Below are 13,524 nucleotides of genomic sequence, written 5' to 3' on the forward strand. Positions count from 1 at the left end.
TGACCGACCGACCTGACGAGGCACGATGAGCATCAGCACCCCGGGCGGCCCGGAACGCCGTCCCACCGTGGTCAGCACCGGCAAGAAGCCGGCCGCCGGCCGGCCCGCGGCTGCCGAGAAGCCCGCCGGCAAGGCCGGCGCGACCAAGCCCGGCGGCGGCAAGGGCCCACGGGCGGGCGCCGGGGGCAAGGGCCGCAAGCCGGTCACCCCGGTCAAGGTGAGCCAGGGTCGCTCGTGGGGCCCGATCGCCCTCTTCGTCGCGGTCGGCGTGCTGGCCGTCGGCATCATCGGCATCGGCGCCTGGGCGGTCTACCAGGGCGCCCAGCCCTGGCAGAAGCGGGCCGACGCGATCGACGGCATGGTCGACTTCCGCAAGAAGGACAAGAACCTGGTCAAGGGCGGAAACCACCAGCCCGGCGCGATCAAGTACGACGTCTCCCCGCCGGTCGCCGGCCCGCACAACCAGGCGTGGCAGAACTGCATGGGCGACGTCTACGACGCCCCGATCGCCAACGAGCACGCGGTGCACAGCCTGGAGCACGGCACGGTCTGGATCACCTACCGCCCGGACCTGCCGGCCGACCAGGTGGCGAAGCTCAAGAGCAAGGTGCAGGGCAAGGAGAAGCTGATGCTCAGCCCGTACGAGGGGCTGGACAAGCCGATCTCGCTCCAGGCCTGGGGCTTCCAGCTCAAGGTCGACAACGCCGACGACGGCCGGATCGACGAGTTCATCAAGACGCTGCGGGTGAACGCCTCGATCGAGGGCCCGAACGCCCTCTGCGACCAGGGCGTGACCGCCACCGGCACCACCCCGCGTGACAACCTCCAGCAGAACATGCCCGAGCAGCCCACCCAGTGAGGACGCCGCGATGACCGCCCCGGTGACCACCGACAGCGAGCTCGACGAGGCCCCGGCCGCCGACGAGGGCGGCCGGCCGGCGGCGCGCCGTTACGGCCTGCTGGCCCTGGCCGCCGCCGTCGTGGTCGGGCTGCTCCTCGGGTACGCCGGCGGCCTGCTCACCCCGACGCTCACCCGCCCGGGCCAGAACTCGGCCGAGGCCGGTTTCGCCCGGGACATGACCGCCCACCACAACCAGGCGGTGGCCATGGGTCTGCTGGCGTTCCGCCAGGGGCAGGACGCGGAGGTCCGCCAGGTCGGGGTGGACATCGCCACCGGGCAGCAGGGCGAGATCGGCACCATGCAGACCTGGCTGCGCTCCTGGAAGCTGGACCCGACCGGCGACCAGGCCCCGATGGCGTGGATGCCGGACGGTGCCGGGCTGGTCAGGAACGGCCTGATGCCGGGCATGGCCACGCCCGAGGAGATGGCGAAGCTGCGGGCGGCGAGTGGTCGCGAGTTCGACGTGATGTTTCTGAAGATGATGATCCAGCACCACATCGGCGGGGTCCACATGATCGACGGCATCCTCGCCGAGGGGCACGACGACGACGTGCTGGCGGTCGCCCAGGTCATGAAGAACACCCAGCAGAACGACCTGGCCAACCTCACCGCGGCGCTCAAGCGCCTGGGTGGCACGCCCTGACGGTCCCGCCCTCCGCTCACCGGAGCCCGCGTCGCGCCCGTGACGCGGGCTCCGACATGTCCGGGCCCAGCAACTTTGCCCGTTATGTCGGTTCGTAGACTTTTTCTACCCACATATCGTGACCAGTTGTGATTCGGGGTCGTTGCGCAGGACGTGGGGGTTGCACTCAGAGACGCAGGGCGGTCGGTGACCAGCTGGTGCCGACGCCACACCATCGGCGGTGACGGAGCGGTGGCAGCCGTCCGTCGCGGACTGCGGCAGGGCGAGCCGGGAACGCTCAGCCGCGAACAAGAACTCGAACTGATCGACGTGCTGCGGGGCGTCCACCCGGACGAGTTCGGCCTCGACGAGGAGCTGTGGACGCGGCAGAGCCTGACCACGCTCATCGAACGCCGGTTCGCGCTGGCCATGGACGCCGGCACCGTCGGGGCGTACCTCCGGGCCTGGGGCCTGGGCCCCCGCGAGCCGCGCGAGCGGGCCTGCGGGCTCTGCGTGGGCGCGGTCGAGCGGTGGGTACGCAGCGAGTACCCGGCGATCACCCGGGCGGCCCAGGAGCACGCGGCGGAGATCTACTGGCTCGGCCGGGTCCGGCTGCGCGGCACCATGCCCGCCGCCGACGTGGTCTCGGCGGTCTCCTCGCGGGGGCGGGTGCGGTTCATGGTCACCACGCCGTCGGTGGACCCGCCGCTGCCCCGGGACTTCGTCCTGCGGCTCAGCGGCGCCGACCAACGCCCCGTGCACCTGATCGTGGACGGCTCCTGGCCGCGCAACGAGTGGCCCCGACGACTGCCCCGCCGCATCGCGCTGCACCCGCTGCCGAGCTGCGGTCGCACCGTCGCCGCCGCCTGACCGGCGAAGATCGACTCGCGGGCGATACCGATTCGGTGATCCGGGAAGGGGTTTGCTACTCTTCTCGGGTCGCTGAGCCCCCGTAGCTCAGGGGATAGAGCACCGCCCTCCGGAGGCGGGGGCGCAGGTTCGAATCCTGCCGGGGGCACCAGACATCTCGAAGCCCGGGCCGTCGTGCCCGGGCTTTCGCGTTGCCGGTCAGCCGGCCTCCCGGCGGGCCCGGGCCCGCCGCTTGCCCTCGTGCATCGCCTGGACCCGGGCCACCGGGATGGTCCGCCCCTCGGCGACCAGCTCCGCCGGCAGCGACTGCGGCGCGGGCAGCGCCTCGGCCCACGGGTCGCGGTCGCCGAGCAGCGCGGGCACGGTCTTCACGGTGAAGTCGGCGGGCGTCGCCGACTCCAGGTCGGCCCAGCCGATCGGGTACGACACCGGCGCGCCGGGCCGGATCCGCGGGCTGTACGCGGCCACCACCGTCGCCCCGTGCGCGCGGGTCGAGTCCACGAAGACCCGGCCCCCGCGGTCGGCCACGATGAACGCGGTGGTGGCCAGCGCCGGGTCGAGCCGTTCGGTGTGGGCCGCGAGCGCCCGGGTCGCGGCGGCGGCCTCCTCGGCCGTGGTCTCCGGCGTCACCGGCACGATCACGTGCAGGCCCTTCGCGCCGCTGGTCTTGACCGCACCGGCCAGCCCGGCGTCGCGGAGCGCCTGCCGCACCAGCAGCGCGACGCGTACCGCCGCGCCGAACGTCTCCCCCTCCGGCGGGTCCAGGTCGAGCACCAGGTGGGTCGGGTGCTCGACCTGTCCGGCGTGGGCCAGCGTGGGGTGGTACTCCACCGCCCGCTGGTTGGCGAACCAGAGCAGCGTCCGCCGGTCGTCGCAGAGCGCGTACGAGATGCGCCGGTGCGACGCCTCCGCCCAGACCTCGGTGCGGCGCACCCACTCCGGCGTGTACTTCGGCAGGTTCTTCTGCATGAACGGCTCCTGGCCGGGCCGGACCCGCAGCACCGACAGCGGCCGGTCGCGCAGCTCCGGCAGGATCCGCCCGTGCAGCGCGTCCAGGTAGTCGACCAGGTCACGCTTGGTCGCGCCGGCGGAGTCGAACAGCGGCTGGTCCAGGTTGGTCAGCGAGATCCCGTCCCGGGTCTCGTCAGCGGCGCCCATCCGACCACCTTCCCGGCCCGGCGGCGGCTCGGCAACCCCGACACGGCGCCGGCGTGACGGCCCGCTCGGGGGCGGGTGTCCGAACTCCCGCTGGCGAAACGTCGAACGCCTGGGTGATGCGCCACCACGCTACGAACTTGATGGCGTGAACGGGTCATCGGCGGCTGATGCATTCATGCCATCAAGTTCGTAGGCGGGAACAACCCAGGTCTTCACCGGCCCGGCACGCGGTAGCCGTACGCACTCCGGGCGGTCGGCTGCCACCCGTGACGCATGATGGTCACCGAGGCTCCCGTCGGGGCCGAGCGGAAGGAGCCGCGGTGACAACCCAGGACGACCGGTGCGCGCCCGACCCGGCCGGCCGGACCGCGGACGGGACGCAGGCGCGGGCCTGCACGGTGCGGGAGGCGCTGGACCGGGTCGGCGGCAAGTGGAGCATCGGCATCCTGATCGCCGCCTCGACCGGCCCGGTGCGCTTCACCGAGCTGGAACGGCGGGTGGAGGGCATCAGCCGGCGGATGCTCACGCTGACGTTGCGCAACCTGGAGCGCGACGGGCTGCTGGTCCGGCACGTGCATCCGACGGTGCCGCCGAGGGTGGAGTACACCGCCACCCCGATGGCCCGGGAGCTGTACGAGTCGCTTGTCGCGCTCACCCGCTGGGCGGAGCGGCACCGCGAGTCGATCAGCGCGGCCCGGACCGCGTACGACCGGGAGCATCCTGTGGCGAAGCCCACCCGATCCGTCTGACCGATCGGTCAGGTGCTGACCGATCGGTCAGGCATGCTGGAGGGCATGGCACGCGCTACCCCGGCCACCCACGACGAGCTGCTCACCGCCGCGGCCCGTCGGTTCGCCGTCACCGGCTACAAGGGCACCTCGCTCCAGGACATCGCCCGTGAGGTGGGCTGTTCCAAGGCCACCGTGCTCTACCACTTCGCCAGCAAGGACGCTCTGCTCTGCGAGCTGATGGCCCCGGCCATCGCGATGCTGGAGGCACTCGACGCCCGGCTCGCCGACCTCACCGGCGCGCCGGCGCAGCGGGCCGCCGCCGAGGGCTTCGTCGACCTGGCGGTCCGCTTCCGCCGGGAGATCGCGCTGCTCCGGGGCGAGTTCCCGGACCTGCTCCAGCAGCCGGCGTTCGCGCACATCCAGCAGATCTCCGAACGGCTGATCGCCGCGTTCGCCGGCTTCTCCGACCGGCCGGTGGCCCGCGTCGCCGCGCTTGTCGTGCTGGCCGGCATCGCCGAGACCTGTGGCGAGTTCCTGGACATCCCCGACGAGGAGCTGCGACCCGCGCTGCTCGCCGTGGCGCACCGCGCGCTCGAACCCACCACCTGATCCCACCAGTTCGCACCCGAGGACGAAGGAAGGTCCATGGCGACCCTGCTGTACCGGCTCGGCCGGGCATCCCTACGCCGACGGCGACTCGTCGCCGTCGTCTGGCTCGTCGTACTCGTCGGCCTCGGCCTGGCCGCCGCCACGCTGCGGGGCCCGACGGCGAGCAACTTCACCATGCCCGGCACCGAGTCGCAGCAGGCCATCGACCTGCTCGCCGACCGGTTCCCGGCGGCCAGCGGCGCCACCGGCACCATCGCCGTCAAGGCGCCGCAGGACGGCGCGCTCACCTCGCCGGCCGGCCAGGCGGTGGTCAAGCAGGTCACCCAGGAGGCGGCCACGCTGCCCGGCGTGGTCGGCGCGATCGACCCCTACCAGGCGCAGGCGCTCACGCCGGACGGCCGGTACGCGCTGATCCAGGTGCAGTTCGCCGGTCGCGCGGACGACGTGACCACCGAGCAGCGCGACGCGTACGAAAAGGTCGGCCAGCAGGCCGAGGCGCAGGGCTGGCAGATCGCCCCCGGCGGCGAGGTGCTCAACGGCGAGCCGGAGGTCGGCTCGACCGAGGCGCTCGGTGTGCTGGTCGCGGCGATCGTCCTGGTCATCACGTTCGGCTCGCTGGTGGCGGCCGGGATGACCATGCTGAACGCGCTGATCGGCGTCGGCGTCGGCATGGCCGGCCTGTTCGCGCTCAGCGGCGCGGTGGAGCTGACCAGCACCGCCCCGATCCTGGCGCTGATGCTCGGCCTGGCGGTCGGCATCGACTACTCGCTGTTCATCACCTCCCGGCACCGGCAGAACCTGCTCGACGGGCTCTCCCCCGAAGAGGCGGTCGGCCGCGCGGTCGGCACCGCCGGCTCCGCCGTGGTGTTCGCCGGCGCGACGGTGGTGGTGGCGCTGGCCGGCCTGGCCGTGGTGGGCATCCCGTTCCTCACCGTGATGGGTCTGGCCGCCGCCGGCACCGTCACCGTGGCCGTGCTGGTGGCGATCACGTTGGCCCCGGCGCTGCTCGGCTTCGCCGGCCGCCGGGTGCTGCCGCGCAAGCTCCGCAACCGCGAGGCGGTCGCGGACCCGGGCACCGGCTCGGAGGACCGCTCCGGCTTCGGGTTCCGCTGGGCGAACTGGGTGACCCGGTTCCGCATCCCGGTGATCCTGGTCGGCCTGCTCGGCCTCGGCCTGCTGGCGATCCCGTCGCAGGACATGCGTCTGGCGCTGCCGGACGCCTCCACCGCCGCCGAGGGCACCCCGGCCCGGGTCAGCAACGACCTGATCCGGGAGGGCTTCGGCCCCGGTTTCACCGGCCGGCTCGCGGTCGTGGTCACCGCCGACTCGCCGCAGGCCACCCAGGCCGCCGTGCCGCAGGTCGCGTCGCTGATCCAGAAGACCGACGGGGTGCTGGCGGTGGCTCCGCCGCAGCTCGACCCGTCCGGCCGCACCGCGCTGCTCGGCGTGATCCCGAAGACCGGGCCGACCGACGAGAAGACCGAGGAGTTGGTGCACGACATCCGCCGGCAGGTCGGCGGCATCGGCAACGCCGAGGTGCTGCTCACCGGCGTCACCGCGATCGGCATCGACGTGTCGGAGAAGCTCTCCGACGCGCTCCCGGTCTACCTGCTGCTGGTGGTGGGCCTGTCCGTGCTGCTGCTGATGCTGGTGTTCCGGTCGATCCTGGTGCCGGTGAAGGCGGCGCTCGGGTTCCTGCTCACCGTGGCGGCCACGTTCGGCATCACGGTCGCGGTGTTCCAGCAGGGCCACCTGGCCGGGCTGCTCGGCGTCGACACGCCGGCGCCGCTGGTCAGCTTCCTGCCGATCCTACTCATCGGCATCCTGTTCGGCCTGGCCATGGACTACGAGGTCTTCCTGGTCTCCCGGATGCGCGAGGACTTCGTGCACGGGGACACCGCCCGCCAGGCCACCATCAACGGCATGGGGCACGGCGCCCGGGTGGTCACCGCTGCGGCGCTCATCATGATGTCGGTGTTCGGCGGCTTCGTCTTCCTGGACGACCCGATCATCAAGTCGATGGGCTTCGCGCTCGCGATCGGTGTCGCCATCGACGCGTTCGTGGTCCGGATGACCATCGTCCCGGCGGTGATGTCGCTGCTCAACAACGCCGCCTGGTGGCTGCCGCGCTGGCTGAACAAGCTGCTGCCCAACGTGGACGTCGAGGGCGAGGGCCTGCGCGCCCACCTAGCCAACCGCGAGCCCGCCCCGGTGAAGTGAAAGGAGGGGCCCCCTGTTAACGCCTCGTGCATAACAGGGGGCCCCTCCTCACACTCCGGCGGGATACGTCTCCATCTCGCCCGGTGTCACCAACGCCGGCAGCGGGTGCAACGCGGTCGTCTCGTCGCACCAGACGAACGCGTCGTACCGCTCCCCCAGCCGGGTCGGCACGTAGTTGCCCCACGACTCGAAGCTCGGGTCGTACACCACACCGACGGCCCGGTGGTCCGCCTCCCCGGTCACCCACTCCGGCTCGTCCGGGCCGCCGAAGACCAGCACCGCCCGGTCCGGCATCAGCTCGTGCAACAGGTGCTCCACCGACCCCTCCCGGGCCGGCGGCACCATCATCGTCTCGGCCGGGGAGCCCCAGCGCGGGGCGGCGATCACGCTGCCCCGCCAACTGCCGAAGCCGATCAGCGCCACCGCGTCCCGGCCGTGCCGTTCCCGACCGAGCTGACCGATGTTCACCATGCCGTCCGCCGCCATCTCGGTGGCCCGCGCGTCGCCGACGTGCGTGTTGTGCGCCCACACGACGCCGCGCGCGTCCGGCCCGTAACGGTCGAGCAGCCGGTCCAGCGTGTCCGCCATGTGGATGTCGCGGACGTTCCACGACTCCGGACCGCCGCCGATCATGGCCCGGTAGTACCGTTCCGCGCCGGCCACCACCTCCGCGTTCTGCCAGGCCGAGAAGCGGTCCGGGCCGTCCGCGGCGGCCTGTTCCCGGGTACGCGCCAACAACCGGACCACCTCCTCCTCGCACCGGGCGGAGACGAACCGGCTGGCCAGGCCGTACTCCTCGGCCTGCTTGCCGTACGGCTCGAAGCAGCGGTACGCCTCCTGGGCCGCCTCCAGCGACGCCGGGTCCTCCTCGCCCAGGTAGTCGAAGATGGCCTGCATCGACTCCCAGAGCGAGTAGACGTCGAGGCCGTGGAAGCCGGCCCGCTCCGCTTCCGGCCGCTCCAGGTTCCAGGCGCGCAGCCACCGGCAGAACCGGGCCACCTCCGCGTTCGCCCACATCCAGGTGGGCCAGCGTTCGAACCGCTCCAACGCGACCATCGGATCGGCCAGTCCGCCCGGTGCGCCCACCACCGAACGGTGCACCCGGTCGCAGTCCGGCCAGTCCCCCTCCACCGCGACGAAGTCGAACCCCTGCTCGGCGATGAGCCGCCGGGTCAACTGCTCGCGCAGGCGGTAGTAGTCGTAGCTGCCGTGCGTCGCCTCGCCGATCATCACGATGCGGGCGTCGCGGACGCGCTCCAGCAGCGGGTCGAAGTCGCTCGGTGCGCCGAGCCGCTGAACCAGCATGTCCGCGGCTACCCGGGCCCCGCCGGGGCAAACCGCCGTCGGGACCGGCATGCCGCGCCGCCCAGCGGGTAGCCGCGCGACATGACCGTCAGCGGCGCGCAGTTGCAGGAGTTCGTCTCCGGACTCGACTACCCGGTCTCCCGGGAGGACCTGGTCCGCTGGGGCCAGGAGAACGGCGCCAGCACCGAGACGCTCCAGATGCTCCGGACGTTGCCGGCCGAGGAGTTCGACACCCCCGCCGAGCTGGGCGAGGCGCTGGCCCCGTTCACCGGTTAGGCCACCTGATGCCAAGCGGGGCGCCCGCCTCTACCGGAGGCGTTAACCGGGGGCCCGGCCTTTCACCGCACGGTGAGGGTGATGGTGTGGTGGCCGGTGGCGCCGTCGGGGAACGGCGGGCGGCGTCGCTCGGGCTGCGTCGCGCCGGTGCCGTCGGTGGCGCGTACGCGCAGGGTGTGCGGGCCGGCCGGGGCGGGCCAGGCGTAGCGCCACTGCACCCAGGTGTCGGTGGAGGCGGTGGGCAGCAACTCGGCCGCCCGCCACGGGCCCCCGTCCACCGACACCTCCACCGCCGCGATGCCCCGGTGCTGGGCCCAGGCCACTCCGGCCACGGTCACCGGCCCGGCGGGAAGACGGGCGAACGGCGCGGGCCGGTCGATCCGGGACGCGGTCTTCACCGGCGCCTCCCGCGCCCAGCCCCGCCGCACCCAGTAGGCGTCGAAGGCGTCGAACGTGGTCACCTCCAACTCGGTGACCCACTTGCACGCGCCCGCGTAGCCGTACAGGCCGGGGGTGAGCATCCGGACCGGGAAGCCGTGTTCGAACGGCAACGGCGCCCCGTTCATGCCGAGCGCGAGCATGGCGTCCCGCCCGTCGAGGAGCGTCTCGATCGGCGTGCCGATGGTCATGCCCTCGTCGGAGCGGGCGACGAGTTGGTCGGCGCCGGCCCGGATGCCCGCCGCCCGCAGCAACGGGGCGAGCGGCGCGCCGAGCCACCGGGCGGTCCCCACGTACGGGCCGCCGACCTCGTTGGACACGCAACTCAGCGTGACGTCCCGCTCGATCAGGCCGCGGTCGAGCAACTCGGCGAAGCTCACCTCGACCGGTCGCGCCACCAGGCCGTGCAGCCGCAGCCGCCAGGCGTCCACGTCGAGCCGGGGCACGGTGAGCGCGGTGTCCACCCGGTAGAACTCCCCGGTCGGGGTACGGAAGCCGGGCGCCACGCCCGCGGGCACCGGCCGGGCTGGCGAGGCCGGCGCGGGCAGCCGCACGGACTCCCGGGACCGGGCCGCGTCGGCGACGTTCAGCCGGCGCAGCACGGCCGCGCCGGCCCCGGCGAACACGGTGCCGGCGGCGACAAGCGTCGCGTTCCGCACCACCGTCCGCCGGGTGGTCCCGCCCGCCGATCCCGAGCCGCCCGAGCCGCCCGCACCAGGGCCGCCCCTGCCTGGGGCACACCTCTCAGGACCACCCACCCGGGCGGAACCGGCCGCGCCGCCCCCGGACGCCGCCCGGCCCACCCCCACCGGGTCGGCGGCGGCGTCCGGAGTGTTCGGGGCGGCCGGCAGGCCGGGCAGGGGCAGCCGGCGCAGCAGGCCGGCGGCCACCGCGGCGCCGGCCAGGGACGGCAGTGCGTCGATCGGGCGGGCGTCGGGTCGGGTCAGCGCGGCGCCGACGCCGGCCAGCCCGAGCACCGCCGGCCCGAGCAGGCCGAGCGCCGGGCGGCGACGGGCGGCGATCCCGGTCAGCGCGGCCAGCAGCGCCAGCGCCAGCCCGATGCCGCCCAGCAGCAACGGCTTGTCGTACGTGCCGAACGTGCGCACCGCCCACTCCTTGACCGGGGTCGGCGCACCGTCCACGACGGTGCCGCCGACCGCGACCAGTGGCGCCGACTGGGGGCGGACGGCGGTGGCGAGCAGTTCCGCGACCGCCACCCCGGCGGCGGCCACGAGCAGGCCCGTCCCGGCGGCCGCCAGGGTACGGCGGATCATCGGTCTCTCCTCTCGCCGAGCGCCGGCCGCGTCAGGACTTCGGCATGAGGACCGAGTCGACGATGTAGACGGTCGCGTTGGCGGTCTGCACGTTGCCGCAGATCACCATGGAGTTGCCGTTCACGGTGAACTCGGTGCCACTGCCGGCGACCGTCACCTCGCCGCCCTGGAGCGTCTTGTGCGCGCCGGCGAGCTGGTCCGGGCCGAGCCGACCCTCGACCACGTGGTAGGTCAGCACGTCCGTCAGCATCTTCTTGTCGGCGAGCACCTTGTCCAGGTCGGCCTTGGGCAGCTTGCCGAACGCGTCGTTGCTGGGCGCGAAGACGGTGAGGCCCTGCGCGCTGTTCAGCGAGTCGACCAGGCCGGCCTGCTTGACGGCGGTGACCAGCGTGCTCAGCACCGGGTTGCCGGACGCGGCGGTGGCCACCGGCACCTTGGCCATGGCGGCGAAGCTGCCCGGGTTCGACGCGTCGGTCGGCACCGCCGCGCAGCCGGGGCCGAACTGGCCGTCGGCCATCGCGGGAGCGCTGCTGGCCGGCGCGGAACTCATCGGGGCGCTTTTGGCCGGCGCGGCGGTGTCGGTGTCGTCCCCGCCGCAGGCGGCGAGTCCGAGGCTGAGCGTGGCGGCAAGGGCGACAGCGGTGAGCTTCATGGGACGCATCAGGTAAATCCCTTCAGATGGTGAACTGTCGGTCTGGAAGGGATTCGGTGCCCACCGGCCCGCGGATGGGTGGATCCGCGAAAAAGATCAGGCGAGCGCGACCGCCACCAGCGGGGTCATGGTCGGCCGCGCCGACCCGCCCGCCGGCTCCTCGGTCACGCCGAGGAGACCCTTGCCCCGCACCCCGGACAGCAGCGTCGAACCGCCACCCCGGCCGGCCGGCAGCACGCCGGCCGAGGTGGCCGTCGCGCCGTCGATCAGCCAGAGCTGGTAGGCCCGGCCGGCGGCGGGGACGGTCAACCCGTCGAGCAGCGCCACTCCCTCGTTCCGGCTCGGCGACGCCACCACGGTGACCCGGCCGCCCGCCGGAACCGCTCCGGTCCGGACCACCGCGTCCGGCGCGGCCAGCACGGCGCGGATCCGGCCCGCCTCGTCCCGCGCCGCGCCGGCCTCGGTGCGCGCGTCGCGTACCCGCTGCTCCTGGACGGTCCAGGTGGCCGCGCCCGCGCCGCCGGCCAGCAGCACGGCGGCGGCCGCGACGGCCGCCCGACGGCGCCACCCCCCGGCCCGGTCGCGGGCCGCCCGACCGACCGGGCCGGGTCGCTCCTGCGGGGTACGCCGGACCTCCGCCAGCACCGACGTGCGCAACGCGGGCGGCGGCACGGACCAGGTCGGGTCGGCCAGCCGGGCCGCCGTCTCGTGGAACTCGGCCAGTTCCAGCGCGCAACTCTCACAGCCGGCCAGGTGCCGGACGAACGCGGCCCGCTCGACGTCGTCCACCGCGTCGAGCACGTACGCCCCGGCGAGCGCGTGGATGTCGGTCATCGGCTGAACTCCACTCCCAGGCAGTCACGGAGACGGATCAGCCCGTCCCGCATGCGGGTCTTGACGGTGGGCAACGCGGTGCCCAGCAGGCCGGCCACCTCGCGGTAGCTGTGCCCGCCGTAGTAGGCCAGCGTGATCGCCTCGCGCTGCATCTCGGTGAGCACGTCCAGGCAGTGCCGCACCTGCTGCCGCTCCAGCCGGGCCGCCGCCTCCTCGGCCACCTCGTCGTACGGCGTCTCGGCGGAGCCGGCGGCGACGCGGCGGGTGCGTTCGACGCCGGCCTGCTCGGACCGGACCCGGTCCACGGCCCGGCGGTGGGCGATGGTGAAGATCCAGGCGGTGGCCGAGCCCTTGGCCGGGTCGAAGCGGGCGGCGGTGCGCCACACCTCGACCAGCACCTCCTGCGCGACCTCCTCGGCCTGGGCCGGGTCACGGAGCACCCGCCGGGCCAGCCCGTAGACGCGGGGCGACACGATGTCGTAGAGCCGTTCGAACGCCGCCTCGTCGCCGCGCGCCACCGCCCGCAGCAGGCCGTCGGTCTCCGCCCGTGGGTCCGGGGCGGCCGGGGGCACGGCGTGCAGCCTCGACCGCCCCGGCACGTCACCGGCGCTGTCGCCCTCGGTCATCCGGTCCCGCCTTCCGTCCGCTCCGTCTGCCAGCACGGTAGGCATTCGGAGCGGATTCCGGACCGGATGGCCCCGAATTCCCGGGCCGGCCCGGGTCGGTGGCGTGCAGCAGGCGGAACAGCACCAGCCACTGCTCGGGCCAGACCAGCCCGACCGGGGTGTCCGGCGCGATCCGGGCGGCCCGCAGCGCGCCGTCGACCCGGCGGCGCGGGTGGGCGGTGCGCAGCGAGGCCGCGAGCGAGCCGCCGACCCCGCCGAAGCCCAGCTCCACCATCCTCCGGTACGCGGGCAGCACGCCCGGCGCCAGCAGCGGCTCGGTCCGGCGCTCCAGGTGCAGGATGCCGCCGTCCACCGCGGGCACCGGCCGGAACGCGCCCCGGGGCACCCGCCCGGCCAGCCGCCAGTGGTGTTCCGGCCAGGTGAGCACCGTGAGCCGGCTCCACCGGCCGTGGTCGCCGGTGCGTTTGCGGGCGTAGTCGAGCTGGGTGAGCAGCGTGGCCGCGCGCAGCTCGGGCGCCGCGAGGCACCAGCGGACCACCGCCGCGGTCAGCGACCAGGGGATGTTGCCGGCCACCGAGAACGGCTCCCCGGGCGGCGGCGCGGAGAGGAAGTCGGCCGCCCGGACCTCGACGTGCGGCAGCGGCGCGCAGGTCGCGGTCAGCTCCGGCAACACGGCCGGGTCCACCTCGTACGCGATCAGCCGCCCGCACCGCGCGGCGAGCGGGCGGGTGAGCTGGCCGCGTCCGGCGCCCACCTCCAGCAGCAGGTCGTTCGGGCCGGGGCGGGCCGCCCGGACGATCCGTGCGGCGGCGGCCGGATCGGCGAGGAAGTTCTGGGACAGTACGCGACGGGACCGGTCGCGTGCGGTGGTGCGGAGTCGGCGGGGCGCCACGGGTTCGTCCTGTCTGTCGCCGGACGGCGACGGGTACGGACCGCTGCGCAGGTGTTCCAGGCCGCCCCTCGGGCTCGGGGCGTGCGACCGACCCGGCGGGCGGGCACCGCCGGACG

Annotated in this window: 13 protein-coding genes, 1 tRNA gene and 1 pseudogene; 8 read left to right on the forward strand and 7 right to left on the reverse strand. The window is 74.0% G+C overall.

Features of this window, described 5'->3' with window-relative positions:
* Positions 1-25: 25 nt before the first annotated feature.
* The 4 genes from TPA0908_RS12615 to TPA0908_RS12630 all read left to right on the forward strand — a co-directional run bounded on the left by TPA0908_RS12615 (position 26) and on the right by TPA0908_RS12630 (position 2,544).
* Positions 26-859, forward strand: a complete 834-nt coding sequence (locus TPA0908_RS12615) for a DUF3105 domain-containing protein (protein WP_281937647.1) — start codon at positions 26-28, stop codon at positions 857-859.
* Positions 860-869: 10 nt separating this feature from the next.
* Entirely contained in the window at positions 870-1,544 is a 675-nt protein-coding gene (locus TPA0908_RS12620) for a DUF305 domain-containing protein (RefSeq protein WP_281937649.1), read from the forward strand.
* 153 nt (positions 1,545-1,697) lie between these two features.
* Complete coding sequence (locus TPA0908_RS12625) at positions 1,698-2,393, forward strand: winged helix-turn-helix domain-containing protein (protein ID WP_281937651.1); 696 nt, start codon at positions 1,698-1,700, stop codon at positions 2,391-2,393.
* Positions 2,394-2,469: 76 nt separating this feature from the next.
* Positions 2,470-2,544 (forward strand) — tRNA-Arg (locus TPA0908_RS12630).
* A 47-nt stretch (positions 2,545-2,591) separates the two neighbouring features.
* Here the strand turns inward: TPA0908_RS12630 and ligD are convergent.
* Entirely contained in the window at positions 2,592-3,551 is a 960-nt protein-coding gene (ligD, locus tag TPA0908_RS12635) for a non-homologous end-joining DNA ligase (protein ID WP_281937653.1), read from the reverse strand.
* Positions 3,552-3,949: 398 nt separating this feature from the next.
* Here ligD and TPA0908_RS12640 point away from each other — a divergent pair, with 398 nt between their 5' ends.
* Genes TPA0908_RS12640 through TPA0908_RS12650 form a run of 3 tightly spaced genes read left to right on the forward strand, consistent with a single transcriptional unit; the run spans position 3,950 to position 7,111 of the window.
* Positions 3,950-4,300 (forward strand): winged helix-turn-helix transcriptional regulator, encoded by a 351-nt coding sequence (locus TPA0908_RS12640; protein ID WP_281938575.1) that lies wholly within the window; start codon positions 3,950-3,952, stop codon positions 4,298-4,300.
* Positions 4,301-4,345: 45 nt separating this feature from the next.
* Complete coding sequence (locus TPA0908_RS12645) at positions 4,346-4,891, forward strand: TetR/AcrR family transcriptional regulator (protein WP_107157101.1); 546 nt, start codon at positions 4,346-4,348, stop codon at positions 4,889-4,891.
* Positions 4,892-4,927: 36 nt separating this feature from the next.
* Positions 4,928-7,111 (forward strand): MMPL family transporter, encoded by a 2,184-nt coding sequence (locus tag TPA0908_RS12650; protein WP_281937655.1) that lies wholly within the window; start codon positions 4,928-4,930, stop codon positions 7,109-7,111.
* Between the two features lie 48 nt (positions 7,112-7,159).
* Here TPA0908_RS12650 and TPA0908_RS12655 read toward each other — a convergent pair whose 3' ends face one another.
* Positions 7,160-8,416 carry an erythromycin esterase family protein gene (locus tag TPA0908_RS12655; protein ID WP_281937657.1) on the reverse strand — a complete coding sequence of 419 codons (1,257 nt, stop codon included), beginning with the start codon at positions 8,414-8,416 and terminating at the stop codon, positions 7,160-7,162.
* An 81-nt stretch (positions 8,417-8,497) separates the two neighbouring features.
* Between TPA0908_RS12655 and TPA0908_RS12660 the strand changes: the two genes are divergently transcribed.
* Positions 8,498-8,692: a DUF2795 domain-containing protein gene (locus TPA0908_RS12660; RefSeq protein ID WP_281937659.1), complete on the forward strand. Its 195-nt coding sequence runs from the start codon at positions 8,498-8,500 to the stop codon at positions 8,690-8,692.
* 62 nt (positions 8,693-8,754) lie between these two features.
* On the opposite strand, the gene TPA0908_RS12665 is transcribed toward TPA0908_RS12660, so the two are convergent.
* The 5 genes and pseudogenes from TPA0908_RS12665 to erm form a co-directional block, all read right to left on the reverse strand.
* Entirely contained in the window at positions 8,755-10,404 is a 1,650-nt protein-coding gene (locus TPA0908_RS12665) for a molybdopterin-dependent oxidoreductase (RefSeq protein WP_281937660.1), read from the reverse strand.
* Positions 10,405-10,435: 31 nt separating this feature from the next.
* Positions 10,436-11,065 carry a fasciclin domain-containing protein gene (locus tag TPA0908_RS12670; protein ID WP_281937661.1) on the reverse strand — a complete coding sequence of 210 codons (630 nt, stop codon included), beginning with the start codon at positions 11,063-11,065 and terminating at the stop codon, positions 10,436-10,438.
* Between the two features lie 87 nt (positions 11,066-11,152).
* Complete coding sequence (locus TPA0908_RS12675) at positions 11,153-11,890, reverse strand: anti-sigma factor (protein ID WP_281937663.1); 738 nt, start codon at positions 11,888-11,890, stop codon at positions 11,153-11,155.
* Positions 11,887-12,516 carry a sigma-70 family RNA polymerase sigma factor gene (locus TPA0908_RS12680; RefSeq protein ID WP_281937665.1) on the reverse strand — a complete coding sequence of 210 codons (630 nt, stop codon included), beginning with the start codon at positions 12,514-12,516 and terminating at the stop codon, positions 11,887-11,889. Before TPA0908_RS12680 ends, TPA0908_RS12675 begins: the two co-directional genes overlap by 4 nt.
* Positions 12,517-12,616: 100 nt before the next feature.
* Positions 12,617-13,408 (reverse strand): annotated as a pseudogene (gene erm, locus TPA0908_RS12685) (ErmE/ErmH/ErmO/ErmR family 23S rRNA (adenine(2058)-N(6))-methyltransferase); the annotation flags it as partial.
* Positions 13,409-13,524 lie beyond the last annotated feature (116 nt).

The sequence above is a fragment of the Micromonospora sp. AKA38 genome (genome assembly GCF_027925725.1).
Taxonomy (GTDB): Bacteria; Actinomycetota; Actinomycetes; order Mycobacteriales; family Micromonosporaceae; genus Micromonospora.

Coding starts and splice junctions, on each gene's coding strand:
- TPA0908_RS12615 (WP_281937647.1), top strand. CDS start 26: ATGAGCATCAGCACCCCGGGCGGCCCGGAACGCCGTCCCACCGTGGTC.
- TPA0908_RS12620 (WP_281937649.1), top strand. CDS start 870: ATGACCGCCCCGGTGACCACCGACAGCGAGCTCGACGAGGCCCCGGCC.
- ligD (WP_281937653.1), bottom strand. CDS start 3,551: ATGGGCGCCGCTGACGAGACCCGGGACGGGATCTCGCTGACCAACCTG.
- TPA0908_RS12645 (WP_107157101.1), top strand. CDS start 4,346: ATGGCACGCGCTACCCCGGCCACCCACGACGAGCTGCTCACCGCCGCG.
- TPA0908_RS12650 (WP_281937655.1), top strand. CDS start 4,928: ATGGCGACCCTGCTGTACCGGCTCGGCCGGGCATCCCTACGCCGACGG.
- TPA0908_RS12655 (WP_281937657.1), bottom strand. CDS start 8,416: ATGCTGGTTCAGCGGCTCGGCGCACCGAGCGACTTCGACCCGCTGCTG.
- TPA0908_RS12660 (WP_281937659.1), top strand. CDS start 8,498: ATGACCGTCAGCGGCGCGCAGTTGCAGGAGTTCGTCTCCGGACTCGAC.
- TPA0908_RS12665 (WP_281937660.1), bottom strand. CDS start 10,404: ATGATCCGCCGTACCCTGGCGGCCGCCGGGACGGGCCTGCTCGTGGCC.
- TPA0908_RS12670 (WP_281937661.1), bottom strand. CDS start 11,065: ATGCGTCCCATGAAGCTCACCGCTGTCGCCCTTGCCGCCACGCTCAGC.
- TPA0908_RS12675 (WP_281937663.1), bottom strand. CDS start 11,890: ATGACCGACATCCACGCGCTCGCCGGGGCGTACGTGCTCGACGCGGTG.
- TPA0908_RS12680 (WP_281937665.1), bottom strand. CDS start 12,516: ATGACCGAGGGCGACAGCGCCGGTGACGTGCCGGGGCGGTCGAGGCTG.